This is a genomic window from Streptomyces sp. NBC_00273, from assembly GCF_036178145.1.
In the GTDB taxonomy this organism is placed as follows: Bacteria; Actinomycetota; Actinomycetes; order Streptomycetales; family Streptomycetaceae; genus Streptomyces.
The window spans coordinates 9,190,344-9,204,544 of the sequence record NZ_CP108067.1 but is presented as its reverse complement, the minus strand read 5'-3'; the positions used below and the strand labels follow the sequence as shown (position 1 = coordinate 9,204,544).

Sequence of the window (14,201 nt, the reverse complement as noted above, 5' to 3'; positions counted from 1 at the left end):
TGCGCACTCCCGGGGAGCGTCGGAGCCAGGGATACGCTGGGACCATGTCAGCTCTGAACACCCCCGCACCTGGACCGCTGCGCCTGGAGCCCGTCACCGGTGACAACTTCGACGCGGTCTGCGCGATACAGGTCCGCCCCGACCAGGCCCATTTGGTCTCCCCCGTGGTGAAGTCGCTCGCCGAGGCGTACGTGCACACCGCGACGGCCTGGCCCCGGGCCATCGTCGACGGCGACGAGACCGTCGGCTTCGTGATGGCCTTCCACGACATCGTGTGGGACCCGGCCGCCGACCCCGACGACCGGCGCAGCGGCATCTGGCGCCTGAACATCGACGCCCGCCACCAGGGCAAGGGCTACGGCCGCTTCGCCGTGCGGGCGGCCACCGAAGAGATCCGCGCCCGCGGCATCCACGACGTGTACGTCAGCTGGAACACCGGCGCGAACAGCCCCGAGCCCTTCTACCTCAGCCTCGGTTTCCGCCCCACCGGCGAACTCAGCGGTGACCAACGCGTCGCCAGGCTCTCACTCGCCCCCTGAGGGGGCCGTGCGCAACCGCCCTCAGGAAACGGCACGGCCGAGAACGACCGTGCCCCGCGGGCCCTGCGCCGGCGCCGCAGCCGGCGCCGTCGTCCCCGAGCGGAACTCCCGCGGGCTGACCCCGCGGACCCGCTTGAAGGCGGCGGACAGTGCGAAGGCACTGCTGTAGCCGACCTTGCGGGCCACCTTCTCGACCGTGGCATCCGGTTCCCGCAGGAGATCGGCCGCCAGCGCCAGGCGCCAGCCCGTCAGATAGCCGACCGGCGGCTCGCCGACGACCTCCGTGAAGCGGCGCGCCAGCGACGCCCGGGAGACGCCCACCTTCAGGGCCAGCTCCTCCACGGTCCACCCGTACGCCGGGCTCTCGTGCAGCAGCCGCAGCGCCGGCCCCACCACCGGATCGCCCTGTGCCCGGAACCAGCCCGGGGCGCCGGAACCGGGTGCCGCGAGCCACGCCCGCAACACCCCGATCAACAGCAGGTCCAACAGCCGGTCCAGGACCACCTCCTGGCCGGGCTCCTCGCTGGAGATCTCCGAACCGAGGAGCGTGATCAGGGTGGCGTCGGCGGTTCCGGCCGGCCTCACCAGGATCGTGGGCAGCGCGCTCAAGAGCCGCCCGCCGACCTCGCCCGGCGCCTGGTACGTACCGCTCAGCATCACCGCCGCCCCCGCGTCGGGGTGGGCGGCACCCCAGGTCCGTACGCCGAGGGCCATCGACTCCGAGACGTCCTCCCCCTGCGGCGTACTGCACCGCTGGTCCGGCCCGACCGTGATCTGGACGGGGGTGTCCGGCTGGTCCGCGACCGTGTAGGGCACGGGCCCCCGTACGACGGCCACGTCCCCGGGGCCGATCCGTACCGGCTCGGCGCCCCGGTCGTCGGGCAGCAGCCAGGCGGAGCCCTGCACCATGGTCACCACCGACAGCGGGGCACGGTCTTCGATCCGCACCGACCACGGAGGGTTGAGCACCGACTTCAGCAGGAACGCACCCCGGGCCTGCGGGCCCGCCAGGAGACCGGCCAACATGTCCATGCGCACATCCTCCCCACGACGGAACGACACCCCGGCCCGAACCCGGGCGCGGGCGTGGCCGGTCCGCATCAGACGGCCCGGACGTCCCAGACGCCGGTGGCCGCCGCCTCCCGGGCGAAGTCCGAGAAGTCCCGGGGCGGCCGCCCCAGCACCTCCTCGACCCCGTTCACGAGGTGCGCGTTGCGCCCGTCCAGGATCAGGGTGAACAGCTCGGCGAACTCCTCCGGCAGCCCGTTCTCCCGCAGCACCGCACGATAGTCCTCCATCGGGATCGGCGCATAGGCGATCTCACGGCCGGTCACCTTCGAGAGCTCCGCGGCCACGTCCTCGAAGCCCATCAGGCGCGGCCCCGACAGCTCGTACGTCTTTCCGATGTGCCGGTCGTCGGTCAGCGCGGCCACCACCACGTCGGCGACGTCTCCGGTGTCGACGAACGCCTCGACCGCGTCCGCCGTCGGCAGGACGATCTCGCCCGCCCGAACGGAGTCGAGGAAGAAGCTCTCGTCGAAGTTCTGGTTGAACCAACTCGACCGGACGATCGTCCAGTCCGCGCCGGTGGCCTTCAGGCCGTCCTCGCTGGTCCGCGCCGCCTCCTCGCCGCGCCCCGACAGCAGCACCAGGCGCCGCGCGCCGGCCGCGACCGCCACCTCCGCGAAGGCCGTCACCTGAACGGCCGCCCCCGGAAAGGCGAGATCGGGGTAGTACGTCACGTACACCCGGTCCACGCCTTCGAGCGCCGGAAGCCAGGTCGTCGGATCGTTCCAGTCGAAAGCCGGCTCGCCGCGGCGGGATCCGACCCTGACGGGGCGGCCCCGGGCCGCGAGCCCCTCGGCAACCTTCCGGCCGGTCTTGCCGGTACCCCCGATCACCAGGGTGATGCCGCCGGCGTCGGCGTGGTTCGCGTGCGCACCGGTGGTCCGGCCGGTGGCCTGAGTGGCGTTCTCGTTCTTCGTCGTCTTCGTCATGACCCCAGTCAAATCCAACACCACGAGACGCGACATAGCCGAAGAGCTCACCTGCATACGCGAACGTCCACGTCCACGGCCCGGGCTGACCGGGACCGTTCGGCGTGGGGAGCCCGATAAACGGGATGACAGGGCGGCGGGCGGGGAGGAAGACTCACGGCATGCGCGAACGTGTCGAAGTCTCCTCGGGTTTGGTGCTCCGGAGATGGGCCGTGCGCGACGCGGCACCGGTGACGGCCGCGTTCGCGGACCCCCTCATGCGTGAGCAGACCAGCCGGCCCATCGGTTCACCGGAGGACGCGCAGCGGTGGATCGCGGAGCGCACCGCCGAGTGGGAGGCCGGCTCCGCCTTCGCCTTCTCCGTCGTGGACGGCGCCGACACGGTGCTCGGACAGGTGTCGGTCGGCGCGGTGAACCGGCAGCACTCGGTCGGCTGGGTCTCCTACTGGACGACGGCTGCTGCCCGGGGGCGGGGCGTGGCCACTCAGGCCTGCCAGGCCCTCGCCCGCTGGGCGTTCCACGAAGCCGAACTGTTCCGACTGGAGCTGGGGCACCGGGTGAACAACCCCGGCTCGTGCGCGGTCGCTCACGCCGCGGGCTTCGCCGTGGAAGGACACCAGCGCCAGAAGCTCGCCTACGACGGGGTCCGCTACGACGTCGAACTCCACGCCCGCCTGGCGACGGACCCGGAGCCGCTCGCCGCGGCTCTGAAGCCCGTACGGAGGGTCGTCCGGTCGGTCAGTACACGAGCTTGTACGTGACGTCCTTCGCGACCGGCGCCGGTGCGGTGTCCGTGTAGAGGAGCCGGATCGTGGTGAAGCGCTCGACGTCCGGGTGGCCCGGCCAGGGTTCCGGAGCGCTCAGCGTCACCGTCACCGGGTAGGACCGGAAGCGGCCCGCGGCACAGTAGGGGACGCAGTCGTTCACCATGTCGGTGCCCGTGGCCGTCGCGGTCTTCGGGCCCCAGGTGTCCCAGGTCAGTCCGACGAGGCGGTTGTTGCCGTCCCCGCAGGCCAGCAGGTACTCCTCGGGGCGTACCTGGGACTGCGAGAAGCAGTCGACGACCACGAGGGGTTCCGCAGGAGCCGATACGGCCCCGGGGCCCTGCGCGGAGGCCGGGACGGCGGCCGCTGCAAGAGCCGCCGCCGCACACAGAACGGTGGCGGTCCGCACCCGGGACCGGAACCAGGACCGGGGTGCACGAATGAGCCGGCCGTCTTCTGAGGTATCCACGAGGCCCTCCTCGCCCTTCTGTCCCGCTGTCGGCGGTGCGGCTTAACCCAGCTTCCCCCATCCGGGCGTGCCCCGCACGCGCAGGGGCGGGGGCCCCGCAGCGCAGGGGCGGAGCCGCCCGTTCGGCCCGTCGGCGCCGCTGACTCCCGGCATCGCGGCGGTCAGGAGTGCGACGCCCGGGCGGACACTTCGCACCGCAGCGGACCAGCACCGCAACGCTCCGCCGCCGTGAGTCCGGTGCCGGCGGAACCGGACCTGCTCCCGGGGGCGTGATCCAGCTCAAACCATGTGATCATATTGCGGCATGACCACGAAGACCCTTCACCTGCTCTGCTCCGCCGCCCCGCCCGTCTTCGACGTCGCCCGGGTCATCGAGGACGCCCAGGCCCGCGGCTGGGACGTGTGCCTCGGCCTCACCCCCACCGCAGCGCACTGGCTCTCCGAAAGCCTCGACGGACTCGCCGCTCTCACCGGCCATCCCGTCCGCTGGCAGTACAAGCTCCCCGGCCAGCCCGACGTGTGGCCCGCGGCCGATGCCCTCCTCTTCGCACCCGCCACCTTCAACACCATCAACGCGTGGGCCCTCGGCCTCACCCACAACTTCGTGGTCGGCCTCGCCGCCGAAGCGACCGGCAAGGGCACGCCCGTCATCGCGATGCCCTGCACCAACACCGCCCTCGCGGCCCACCCCCAGTTCGACGTCTCCCTGAACACCCTGCGCAACGCCGGAGTCGAACTCCTCCAGGGCGAAACCGGATACGCCCCCGACCCCGCCGACCCCGACGCCCCGATCCACTTCCCCTGGCCCACCGCCATCAATGCCCTGGGTGCCCTCGACCGCGCCGTGCCCCAGATCTAGAGCGCCTTCCCGCGTTGCTCGCCGTCCCCCGCGCCCCGGACCTGGCGGAAGCCGGAGGCGCGCCGCGGGCCCGCAAGCGATTTCCGGTGGGCTGACCCCCGTACCGGCGGGTTCCGGCCAACCTCCCGTGCGTCTGCGCCCGGGAGCCCGACGGCGCCCGAACACGATCAGCGGCCACGGCTAGGGAGCCGTCGCCGCGAGGTCGGCCAGATCCCGCTGCTCCGGCCTTCGGCCTGCGCTGTACTCACTGCCTCCAGTTCCCGCGACCACGCTGCCGCCCCTCCGCACACCGCGGAGCCGGGCTTCTCCGGCATGCGCTGCGAGCGTCGAACCGGCCTCCAAGACAACCCAGTTGAAGGAGACGCAGGATGTCCGAGCAGCAGACCGAGCACCGCAAGACGGCCGCACCACCGGCCCCACCCGAGTTCAAGTACACCTGGGGCCAGCACAACGAGACCATGGAGGCGCTGTCGCTCGGGCAGATGGCCCGCCGGGTTCCGTCCGCCCTCCGGCAGACCGCGCGGCTCGCGCTCGCCGTCAACCGCACCGCGTTCCACGTACTGGTCGGCGCCCAGGTCCTCGGCGGGATCTGCACGGCGGCAGCGCTCGCGGCGATCTCGCGGGCGATGGTCCCGCTCCTGACCGGCGACGGCATCGAGGAACGGATCTCGGCGGCGGCCTGGCCGCTGGTCGTCGCGGCTGCCATGACGGCGCTCGGGGCGCTGGCCTCCATCGCCTCGGGCAGCGCGGCCCGCCGCCTGAATCCCGGCATGGCCACCCTCGCCGACCTCGCCATGGTCGACGCCCACATGGACGTCGAACTCGCCGCGTACGACGCTCCCGACTTCACCGAGCGCTCCGAGGCCGCCGAGACCGGATCCGCCCGCTCCGCCATGCTGCTCCAGGACGCCCTCGGCTTCACCAGCGGCCTGATCGACATGGTCGCCGTGGCGTCCGTCCTCGCGGTGGTCCATCCCGTGCTGCTGCCGCTGCTCCTGCTGTCGGTGGTCCCGCGCGGCCTCGGCTCGGTCTACGCCGCCCGCCTCGACTACCGCCTGCACAACCAGACGGTCGCCTCCCGCAACATCAAGCACATGATGCGCTGGCACCTGACCACCCCGAAGCTCGCCGACGAGCTGCGCGGCAACAGCATGCGTCCGTACGCCCACCACTGGTACGCGGCGGTCTGCGAGCGCATCGACTCCAGGATGGTCAGCTCCGCGCCCCGCTACCTCACCGTCTACCTGATCGCGGCCACCGCCTCGGGGGTCTTCGTCGTGGCGACCTACGGCGCCCTCGCCGGGCTGGTCATCGGCGGGTACATGGCGATCGCCGCCGCCGGTACGGCGATCGTCGCCATGCGGACCTCCACCGCCGCGCTCTCGCAGCTCGTCGTGTACGGGGCGGCCATGTTCCAGCACGCCCTCTACCTCGGCGACTACACCGCCTTCGTCGCCGAGGCCGCCGAGAAGTCCGGTCCGCGGGGCCCGCAGGTCATGGAGGCCGCACCGGAGAAGATCCGGCTGGAGGAGGCCACGTACACCTACCCCGGCAAGGACACCCCCTCGCTCGGACCGGTCTCCCTGACCCTGTCCCGGGGCGAGGTCATCGCCGTCGTCGGCGAGAACGGCGCGGGCAAGTCCACCCTGATCCGGCTGCTGACCTCACTGACCGCCCCGACGTCCGGCGTCGTCTCCTGGGACGGGGTCCCGACCGCCGACGCCGACCAGCGCACCGCCTGGCAGCACGTCGGCCTCGTCACCCAGTCGTACGGGTACTGGCCCTTCTCCGCCCGGGAGAACATCACGCTCGGCCAGCCCGACCCGCGCGGCGAGGAAGCCGTCTGGGACGCGCTGGACGCGGTCGGCATGCGGGCGGCGGTCCAGGAGTTCCCGGACGGCCTGGACACCCTGCTGGCCCGCTCGATCTGGGGCGGGCACGAGCCTTCGGGCGGCCAGTGGCAGCGCCTGGCGTGCGGGCGGGCGTTCCACCGGAAGCCGGGGCTGCTGGTCATGGACGAGCCGACGTCGGCCATGGACCCGCGCGGTGAGCACATGGTGTTCTCCGGGCTGCGAGACATGAAGGACGACCGCATCACGGTGATCGTCACCCACCGGATGGAGAACTGCCGCCTCGCCGACCGGATCATCGTCCTCGACGCGGGACGGATCACCGAGCAGGGCGGTTACGAGGAGCTGGTGCGACTGGACGGCTCCTTCGCCGAGCTGGTCCGGCTCTCCCAGGACCGGTAGCCCGGTGACGTCCGGGGGACGCGCCGCGCCGCACGTCCCCCGGACCCACGGCCCCGCCGAGGGCGCCTCCCGGCGTGCTCGCCCGGGGCCACCGGCTCAGCGCACCGGCCGGAAGTGCACGACCGTGATGGTGTCGGCCGGCCCGATGTCGGGGTAGTGGTACCGGAGCCTGTCGTGGAGCTCGGCCAGGTCGCGGAAGCCGTCCGCCCGGGCGTCCACGTCGCTGAGCCGGGCGACCGTCTTCTCGGTGACCTGCGTGACGACACCCGGCAGGACCACCTCCTCGTCCAGTTCGAACACCAGGCTGACGGGGCCCGCCTCCACCGGGTCACGGAAGCGGACGGTGGTGGTCTTCCGGCCGGCCCGCACGGCGTCGAGGTAGTCGGGATGGAAGTACAGGGACTGCGAGTTCATCGGCACACCTCAGATCGTCTTGTCCCGATCTTGCCCCACCCCCGTCGCAGCGGGCGAATCCCGACGGGGCCCACCGCCGCCCGCGCGCCTGGTCGATCACGGGATTCCGTTTGGGTATGGTTCATCCCGAATTTCTTTCCGACCTGACTCGATGGAGAACTGGCGGCACGGCGGTGCGGGGAACGGGGCCGCGGGGAACGGGCCGCGGGAACCGCATCACGGCCGGCGTGACGGAAGGCGGACGCGGTGTGCCCTCAGCCGGTCGTGCACGTGCGCAAGAACGTGTGGACCCTGCCGGAAGACGACCTGACCCTCGCGCACTACGCGGCAGCCGTCACCGAGATGAAGGGGCGGGACGCGGACGACCCCACGAGCTGGGCCTACCAGGCGGCCATCCACGGGACGGCCGAGACACCGCCGAAACCGCTGTGGAACAGCTGCAAGCACGGCTCGTGGTACTTCCTCTCCTGGCACCGCATGTACCTCTGGTACTTCGAGCGGATCGTCCGCGCCGCGGTCGTGGACCTGGGCGGTCCGGCCGACTGGGCGCTGCCGTTCTGGGACTACGACGCCGACCCCTCGCAGGCCCGGATCCCGCCGGCCTTCCGCGAAGAGGAAGGCGGCGCCAACCCCCTGTTCGCCGAGCGGGCGCACCGCCTCAACCTGGGTGCACCACTACCCTTCGAGATCACCTCCCCGGCCTATGCGCTGGGGCGCACCCAGTTCGTCGGCGAGGCCGAGTTCGGCGGCGGGATCACACCGGACGGCGATGCCTTCTGGAACCGGGACGGAGCCGTCGAGAGCACCCCGCACAACGCCGTGCACAGCCACATCGGCCGTTGGATGGGGAGGACCGACACGGCGGCGCTGGACCCGATCTTCTGGCTCCACCACGCCAACATCGACCGCCTCTGGCACACATGGGCGAGCCGCCCGGGACACGACAACCCGACGGACCCGCGCTGGATCACCCAGGAGTACCGATTCTTCGACGCCGACGGGAGCGAACGGACACTGGCGGCGTCCGCCATCGTCGACATCGCCGGTCAGCTGGGGTACACGTACGAGTCGCCCGTACCGGTTCCTGCGCCACCTCCAGTTCCTCCCCCGACCCCCTCCCCCGTACCCGAGGCGTCGATGAGCAGTCCGAACGAGTCCGGGCCGGTGCCGCCCAAGCGGCGCGAGATGGCCGGCGCCTCCCAGGACACCGTGCAGCTCGTCGGTCGCGCGGCGAGCGTCACCGTACCGATCGACCAACGGACGACGCGGTCGCTCGGCGCGGCGCTGGGCGTCCCCGTCCCCGAGGCCGACCGGCGCGTGTACCTCAACGTCGAGGACATCGAGGGCGAGCAGAACCCGGACACGGTCTACGGCATCTACGTCAACCTGCCCGACGGAGCCTCCCGCGAACTGGCGGAGAGCCACCGCGTGGGCAACCTCTCCTTCTTCGGCATCGAGCGGGCCCAGGATCCCCGCGGCGACGAGCACCCGCACGGTCTGCGGGTGACCGTGGAGATCACCCCGCTCGTGCGCAGGCTGGCGGCGCAGAACGCGTGGGACGACCGTGCGCTGCGCGTGACGTTCCTGCCGCTCGGTGCGCTCGGCCCGGTCGACGCGGTCGATGCGGAGACCGAGGACCCGCCCGTCGAGATCGGGCGGGTCAGCCTCGGCTACACCTGATGACGGTTCAGGGTGCGGCGCGGGTACGGCCCCCGCGGACGGCGCCGGTGCGGCGGTTGCTGCGGCCGCGCGTCTCGCTCGCCTTCGAGCTGGCGGCCGTCGCCGCCTGGATCGCCCTGGTCGCCCTGGCCGTGACCGGCGGGTCGCACGGCGCCGACGGCGCGGCCCGCGGCCTCGGTACCGGGGACCCGCACCACCACGTGTCCACGACGCACGCGGTCCACGACGTCGCCGGTTCCGGGGATCTGGCGATGTGGGCGCTGATGAGCGTCGCGATGATGCTGCCGGCGGCCGTCCCTGCGCTCGAGCACGTGGGAACGAACAGCCTGCGGCGACGCCGACAGCGCGCGATGGCCACGTGCGCGGCCGTCTACCTGGCGGTCTGGATCGGATACGGCGCACTGCTCCTGGGTCCGGCAGCGCTGTGGGCGCGGCTGCCGGACGATGTCGCACTCGCCTGCGCGCTCGCCCTCGCGGCCGCCTGGCAGCTGACCGTGCACAAGCGGCGCGCCCTGCGGGACTGTCACCGTTCCTCCCCGCTGCCGCCGACGGGCTGGCGCGCGGTGGCGGGGGCGGGCCGCTTCGGTCTGCGCCAGGGTGGCGCGTGCCTGCGTTCGTGCTGGGCGCTGATGCTGGTGATGGCCGTGGCGAGCGGCAGGAGCGGGATGCTCGTGTGGATGGCCGCACTGACCGGGATCGTCATGACGGAGAGGCTGGCCCGCAAGCCGCGGCGCCCCACGCGCCTCGCCGCGGCGGCGCTCGCCGCGGCCTCCCTGGCGGTCGCCCTCCCGGCGGCCGCCGGACGGTGGTACTGAGCGCCGGGGGGAGCGCCGCCGATCCGGAGTGCGCTCTCCCCGGCGCGGGGTGAAGCTGGTCCTGACGTCCTGACGTCCTGACGTCCTGACGTCCTGACGTCCTGACGTCCTGACGTCCTGACGACCTGACGACCTGACGACCTGACGACCTGACGACCTGGGCGCCGCGTACGACGGCCAACCCATCACCGCTACCTGAACCTGACGGCGCGACGGCCGACGGCCGGACCGGGAGGCGTGGCATGAGGGTGCGGAGGGGTCCAGTTCGGAACCCGTTCCAGACCTTCGCCGCAACGCCGGGGGAAAGGGCCGGGCGCACGGTATCTGGTTCAACCCTGGCAGCCGCACGGGGCGCTGTACGAGTTGCCGGGCGACCGCCGCGCGGTTCGCCGACCAGCTGCCCGGTGACCACCCTGTGCTGCGTTGGCTGCTGTTCGAGGACGTCGGCTACTGGCCGGCTCGCCGTAGCGCGTGCTCCACGGGCGGCGCCGTACGGCTCAGACCTCGGGAAGGGACGGATCGGGTGTCCAGGGGCTCGGTGCGGTGACGGCCCAGCGTTCGTGGTCCCGCCAGTCCCCGTCGATGTAGAGGTAGGCGGGCGAGAGCCCCTCGTAGCGGAAGCCCAGCCGCTGGACCAGGGCCAGGGACGCCGTGTTCGCCGGCTGGATGTTGGCCTCCAGCCGGTGGAGCCGCAGGTCGGTGAAGGCGTACCGCAGGGTGGCGGCGACCCCTTCGGTCATGTAGCCGCGCCCCGCGGACGGGGCGAAGGCCGCGTAGCCGAGGGACGCGCCCTGGTAGCGGCCCCGGATGATCGAGTTGATGTTCACCATGCCGACGGTCGCGCCGGTCTCCCGGGCACGGACCAGAAAGCCCAAGTTGGTGCCGTCGTCGAAGCGGCGCGTCCAGACCTGGAACTCCTGCGCGGTCGACGGTAGCTGCATCCATGGCCGGTGCAGCTCGGAGCTGGCCCGCACGAGCGTGCAGAACTCGTCCTGGTCGGAGGCGGTGAGCGGGCGCAGTTCGACCCGTGACGGCGTATTGATCATGGGCCAACGTTAGGGCCTGGCGGGCCCCTGGGGCGAGGGCGCGGATCTCGGCGTGCTTTAATAAATGCACGTTCATTTATTAAGGAGGAGCGACTGTGGCCGGACGTCCCCGCGGGGTGGAAGACGAGGTGATCCTGCGTGCGGCGACCGAGGTGATGGGGCGGGTGGGGCCGTCCGGGCTGACCCTGGCGGCGGTGGCCCGCGAGGTCGGCCTGGTCCCCGGCACGCTCGTGCAGCGGTTCGGCTCCAAGCGCGGCCTGATCCTGGCACTGGCCGATCGGTCCGTGCGGGACACGGAGGCACTGCCCGACCGGATCCGCGGGGAGCAGGGCTCGGCGCTCGGCGCCCTGGCCGCCCTCCTCGCGCAGTGGATGACTCCGATGGTCTCGCCGGAGACCTTCGCCAACCACCTGGCGTTCCTGTGCACGGACCTCACGGACCCCGAGCTGCACGAGCGGGCCCTCGCCGTGCACCGGGCCCAGCGCCGGGCGGTCGGAACGCTGCTGGCGGCGGCCGTTTCCACGGGCGAGCTCCGTGCCACGACGGATGTCGAGGCGCTGACCGCCACCGTGCAGGCCGTCACCTCCGGGGCGGGTCTCATCTGGGCGCTCGACCGCGAGGGCGCCCTCGTGCAGCGCGTCCGGCACGGGCTCGACGCCGTACTGGCCCCCCACGTCGCCACCGCAACCGACGCCGCCGCTGCCACCGCCGCCTCCACCACGTGAATCCGCTGGAAGACATGGAGGAAGAGATGACGACGAAGACACCACGGCTCGCCGGAAGGGTCGCACTGGTCGCCGGCGGCACCCGGGGCGGCGGGCGGGGTATCGCCATCGAGCTCGGAGCCGCCGGGGCGACCGTCTACGTGACCGGCCGCAGCAGCGGAACCTCGCGCTCCGACCTCGACCGCCCCGAGACCATCGAGGAGACGGCGGAGAAGATCACCGCCGCCGGAGGGGTGGGCGTCCCGGTCCGCACCGACCACAGCGACCCGGAAGAAGTCCGGGCCCTCGTGGCGCGGATCGCGGCGGAGCAGGACGGCCGGCTCGACGTCCTGGTCAACTCCGTCTGGGGCGGCGACCCGCTCACCGACTGGGAGCACCCTCTGTGGGAGCAGGACCTGGACCGGGGCCTGCGCCTCCTGCGTCGAGCCGTGGAGACCCATGTGATCACCAGCCGGTACGCGCTGCCCCTCATGGTCGCCCGCGGGAGCGGCCTGGTCGTGGAGGTCACCGACGGCAACACCGCCCGCTACCGCGGCTCCTTCTTCTACGACATGGCGAAGTCGGCGGTGATCCGGCTGGCGGTCGCGCAGGCCGCCGAGCTGCGGCCGCACGGCGTCGCGGCCGTCTCCCTGACGCCGGGCTTCCTGCGCTCGGAGGCGCTGCTGGAGCATTTCGGCGTCACCGAGGCCAACTGGCGCGACGGCGCCGCCGAGGACCCGAACTTCGCCCACTCCGAGACTCCCGCCTACCTGGGGCGGGCCGTCGTGGCCCTGGCAGCCGACCCGGACGTCATCGCCAGGAGCGGCCGGGCGCTGGCCACTTGGGACCTCTACAAGGAGTACGGGTTCACGGATGCCGACGGCACCCAGCCCGACTTCGCCGCGCACTGGGCCAAGAACTTGGAGGCGGAGTACGGCCCCCTCGGCGACCCGCTCTGACCCCACCGCGCCGACGGGGGCGCTGCTGTCATGCTGGAGGTGCCTTCCTAGCCGGAGGTGACACCGGCCAGGTGGGACAGACAGGACATTGAGGGGGCTTCTGACCAAGCTCCTATCAGGTCATGTTCCACCTGGCCGGAGCCATGAAGAACGGGCCCGGCAGCCGGACGGTACAGCGGGAAGACAGCCCAGCAGGGCGTCAGTCAGTGGCAGAGCCACGACCACCGGAACCCGCTACGAGTATCAATGTCAGTGGCAGCGTCTAGCCTTCATCACATGATCAAGGGGGAATTCGCCGTACCGTCACTGAGTGCGCTCGCCGACGAGGTCGCGGCCGTGCTGGCCGGTCGCCACGACCCCGGCGTGGTGCCGTTCGAACGGGTGCTCAACGCCGTGGTGAGCCACGACTTCCGGGACAGGGAAGCAGTGGCCGCCTCGCTGGGCTCCGTCCCGCGCGAGTTCAAGGTGAAGCCGCACGGGCAGGTGCGGTGCATAGCGGGCATCGTCGGCGCGGCGGTCGGTCCGGTACGGCCGGAGGAGCCCTGGGAGAACACCCGGGCGGGCTGGCTCGAACTGTGCCAGCACGTGGCGCTGGACTACGTGGCGGGCGCGCGCGCCGACGAGGTCGCCGCCCGGTTGCGGGCCGGTGACCCCGTGCCGTTCCTGCTGTCCGTACCGAGCCGGCCGACGGGCGCGGTGGAGCCGTACGAGCTGGTCGAGCGCCTCGCGGAGTACGAACGCCTCGGTGTCCGGCCCGGACCGGCGGACCTGGGGCAGGCACTGCTGCGCTGCGGCGGCCGGGTGGACCCCGAAGCGGTGCGTGCCGCGGAGGGGTTGGGGCTGGCGGAGGGGACCCGGGTGGCCGCCTGGCTGCGACAGGGCGGTCTGCCCCGGCCGGCGTGGTGGCGGGAGCGCGAAGCGGGTGAGGCCGAGCGTCCCAGCAGGCGCCGGGGAGCACGCATCGGCCGCCGGATCCTGGTGGGACACGAGGCCATCGAGGGCCGCGGCGCGTTCCCCCGACAGTTCTGGTCACTGTTCCGCGTCTTCGAGCCGGCCATCTCCTGTCCGCACTGGTCCCTGCCGGACTACCGGGACGCGCACACCGTCGCGACCCTGCCCTGGCACCCGGAGATAGCCGCGGCCCGGCTCCTGACGGGTGTCGCGTCGGCGGCCGACCAGGACGGCTGCGGCTCCCCCGCCTTCCTGGAGGCGCTCGCCCGGGCCGACGGCCCTGCCGGGCCCGCCGTGCATCTGGCCGTGGCCTACGGGCTCGCCGCCGTCCCCGAGCCCGAGCGGGAGGCCGCGGGGCGGGCGCTGGTGGTGCTGGCTTCGCGTGGCCGGCTGGACGGCGAGCTGCTGGGCCGGGAGCTGACCGAACTCGTCGGGCTGGGCACGCTGAGGGTGCCCCTGCTGACCGAGTCACTGCGGGCGGCCGTCACCGTACCGGAGGGCGCCGGGGCGGTCTGGGCGGTCCTGGCCACCGCCCTGCCCGGTCTGCTGGCCCGCACCCGGCCCCAGGTGCACGGGGCGCTGCTGGCCGTCGCGGCGGACTCCGCCCGGCTGTCGGGCGCGCGCGGCGAGCTGCCTGAGGTGACGGCGCTCGCGCAGCGACCGGGTTCGTCCCAACTCCTCAGACAGGCAAGGAGGTTGCGGGACGCGCTGGCGGGGGTCTGACCGGGGCCCAGGAACGGCGGCCGGAACGG

At 72.5% G+C, this 14,201-nt stretch carries 14 protein-coding genes; 9 read left to right on the top strand and 5 right to left on the bottom strand.

What is annotated here, in order from left to right:
- The first annotated feature begins 44 nt into the window (after positions 1-44).
- A complete protein-coding gene (locus tag OG386_RS41285) occupies positions 45-539 on the top strand; it encodes a GNAT family N-acetyltransferase (protein WP_328792451.1) in 495 nt (164 codons plus the stop codon).
- Positions 540-560: 21 nt separating this feature from the next.
- On the opposite strand, the gene OG386_RS41280 is transcribed toward OG386_RS41285, so the two are convergent.
- Entirely contained in the window at positions 561-1,571 is a 1,011-nt protein-coding gene (locus OG386_RS41280; RefSeq protein ID WP_328792450.1) for an AraC family transcriptional regulator, read from the bottom strand.
- Positions 1,572-1,639: 68 nt separating this feature from the next.
- Complete coding sequence (locus tag OG386_RS41275; RefSeq protein WP_328792449.1) at positions 1,640-2,536, bottom strand: NmrA family NAD(P)-binding protein; 897 nt, start codon at positions 2,534-2,536, stop codon at positions 1,640-1,642.
- Positions 2,537-2,697: 161 nt separating this feature from the next.
- Here OG386_RS41275 and OG386_RS41270 point away from each other — a divergent pair, with 161 nt between their 5' ends.
- A complete protein-coding gene (locus OG386_RS41270) occupies positions 2,698-3,297 on the top strand; it encodes a GNAT family N-acetyltransferase (RefSeq protein ID WP_328792448.1) in 600 nt (199 codons plus the stop codon).
- Here OG386_RS41270 and OG386_RS41265 read toward each other — a convergent pair.
- Positions 3,275-3,769, bottom strand: a complete 495-nt coding sequence (locus OG386_RS41265) for a hypothetical protein (protein ID WP_327387703.1) — start codon at positions 3,767-3,769, stop codon at positions 3,275-3,277. The two genes, OG386_RS41270 and OG386_RS41265, sit on opposite strands and share 23 nt — an antisense overlap.
- Positions 3,770-4,073: 304 nt before the next feature.
- Between OG386_RS41265 and OG386_RS41260 the strand changes: the two genes are divergently transcribed.
- The gene (locus OG386_RS41260) at positions 4,074-4,628 is read left to right on the top strand and encodes a flavoprotein (RefSeq protein ID WP_328792447.1); all 555 of its coding nucleotides are present in this window, start codon (positions 4,074-4,076) and stop codon (positions 4,626-4,628) included.
- 368 nt (positions 4,629-4,996) lie between these two features.
- Complete coding sequence (locus tag OG386_RS41255; protein WP_328792446.1) at positions 4,997-6,880, top strand: ABC transporter ATP-binding protein; 1,884 nt, start codon at positions 4,997-4,999, stop codon at positions 6,878-6,880.
- Positions 6,881-6,976: 96 nt separating this feature from the next.
- Here OG386_RS41255 and OG386_RS41250 read toward each other — a convergent pair whose 3' ends face one another.
- The gene (locus OG386_RS41250) at positions 6,977-7,294 is read right to left on the bottom strand and encodes an ASCH domain-containing protein (protein ID WP_328792445.1); all 318 of its coding nucleotides are present in this window, start codon (positions 7,292-7,294) and stop codon (positions 6,977-6,979) included.
- Between the two features lie 246 nt (positions 7,295-7,540).
- On the opposite strand from OG386_RS41250, the gene OG386_RS41245 reads away from it, so the two are divergent.
- Positions 7,541-8,974: a tyrosinase family protein gene (locus OG386_RS41245; RefSeq protein WP_328792444.1), complete on the top strand. Its 1,434-nt coding sequence runs from the start codon at positions 7,541-7,543 to the stop codon at positions 8,972-8,974.
- Positions 8,974-9,789 carry a DUF2182 domain-containing protein gene (locus tag OG386_RS41240; protein ID WP_328792443.1) on the top strand — a complete coding sequence of 272 codons (816 nt, stop codon included), beginning with the start codon at positions 8,974-8,976 and terminating at the stop codon, positions 9,787-9,789. Before OG386_RS41245 ends, OG386_RS41240 begins: the two co-directional genes overlap by 1 nt.
- Positions 9,790-10,286: 497 nt before the next feature.
- Here the strand turns inward: OG386_RS41240 and OG386_RS41235 are convergent, their stop codons facing one another.
- Complete coding sequence (locus OG386_RS41235; RefSeq protein WP_328792442.1) at positions 10,287-10,835, bottom strand: GNAT family N-acetyltransferase; 549 nt, start codon at positions 10,833-10,835, stop codon at positions 10,287-10,289.
- Between the two features lie 95 nt (positions 10,836-10,930).
- Between OG386_RS41235 and OG386_RS41230 the strand changes: the two genes are divergently transcribed.
- The 3 genes from OG386_RS41230 (at position 10,931) to OG386_RS41220 (ending at position 14,172) form a co-directional block, all read left to right on the top strand.
- On the top strand, positions 10,931-11,560 hold the full coding sequence (locus tag OG386_RS41230; protein WP_328792441.1) for a TetR/AcrR family transcriptional regulator: 630 nt from the start codon (positions 10,931-10,933) through the stop codon (positions 11,558-11,560).
- A 26-nt stretch (positions 11,561-11,586) separates the two neighbouring features.
- Positions 11,587-12,498 (top strand): SDR family oxidoreductase, encoded by a 912-nt coding sequence (locus tag OG386_RS41225; protein ID WP_328792440.1) that lies wholly within the window; start codon positions 11,587-11,589, stop codon positions 12,496-12,498.
- Between the two features lie 276 nt (positions 12,499-12,774).
- Positions 12,775-14,172 carry a DUF7824 domain-containing protein gene (locus tag OG386_RS41220; protein ID WP_328792439.1) on the top strand — a complete coding sequence of 466 codons (1,398 nt, stop codon included), beginning with the start codon at positions 12,775-12,777 and terminating at the stop codon, positions 14,170-14,172.
- Positions 14,173-14,201: the final 29 nt, after the last annotated feature.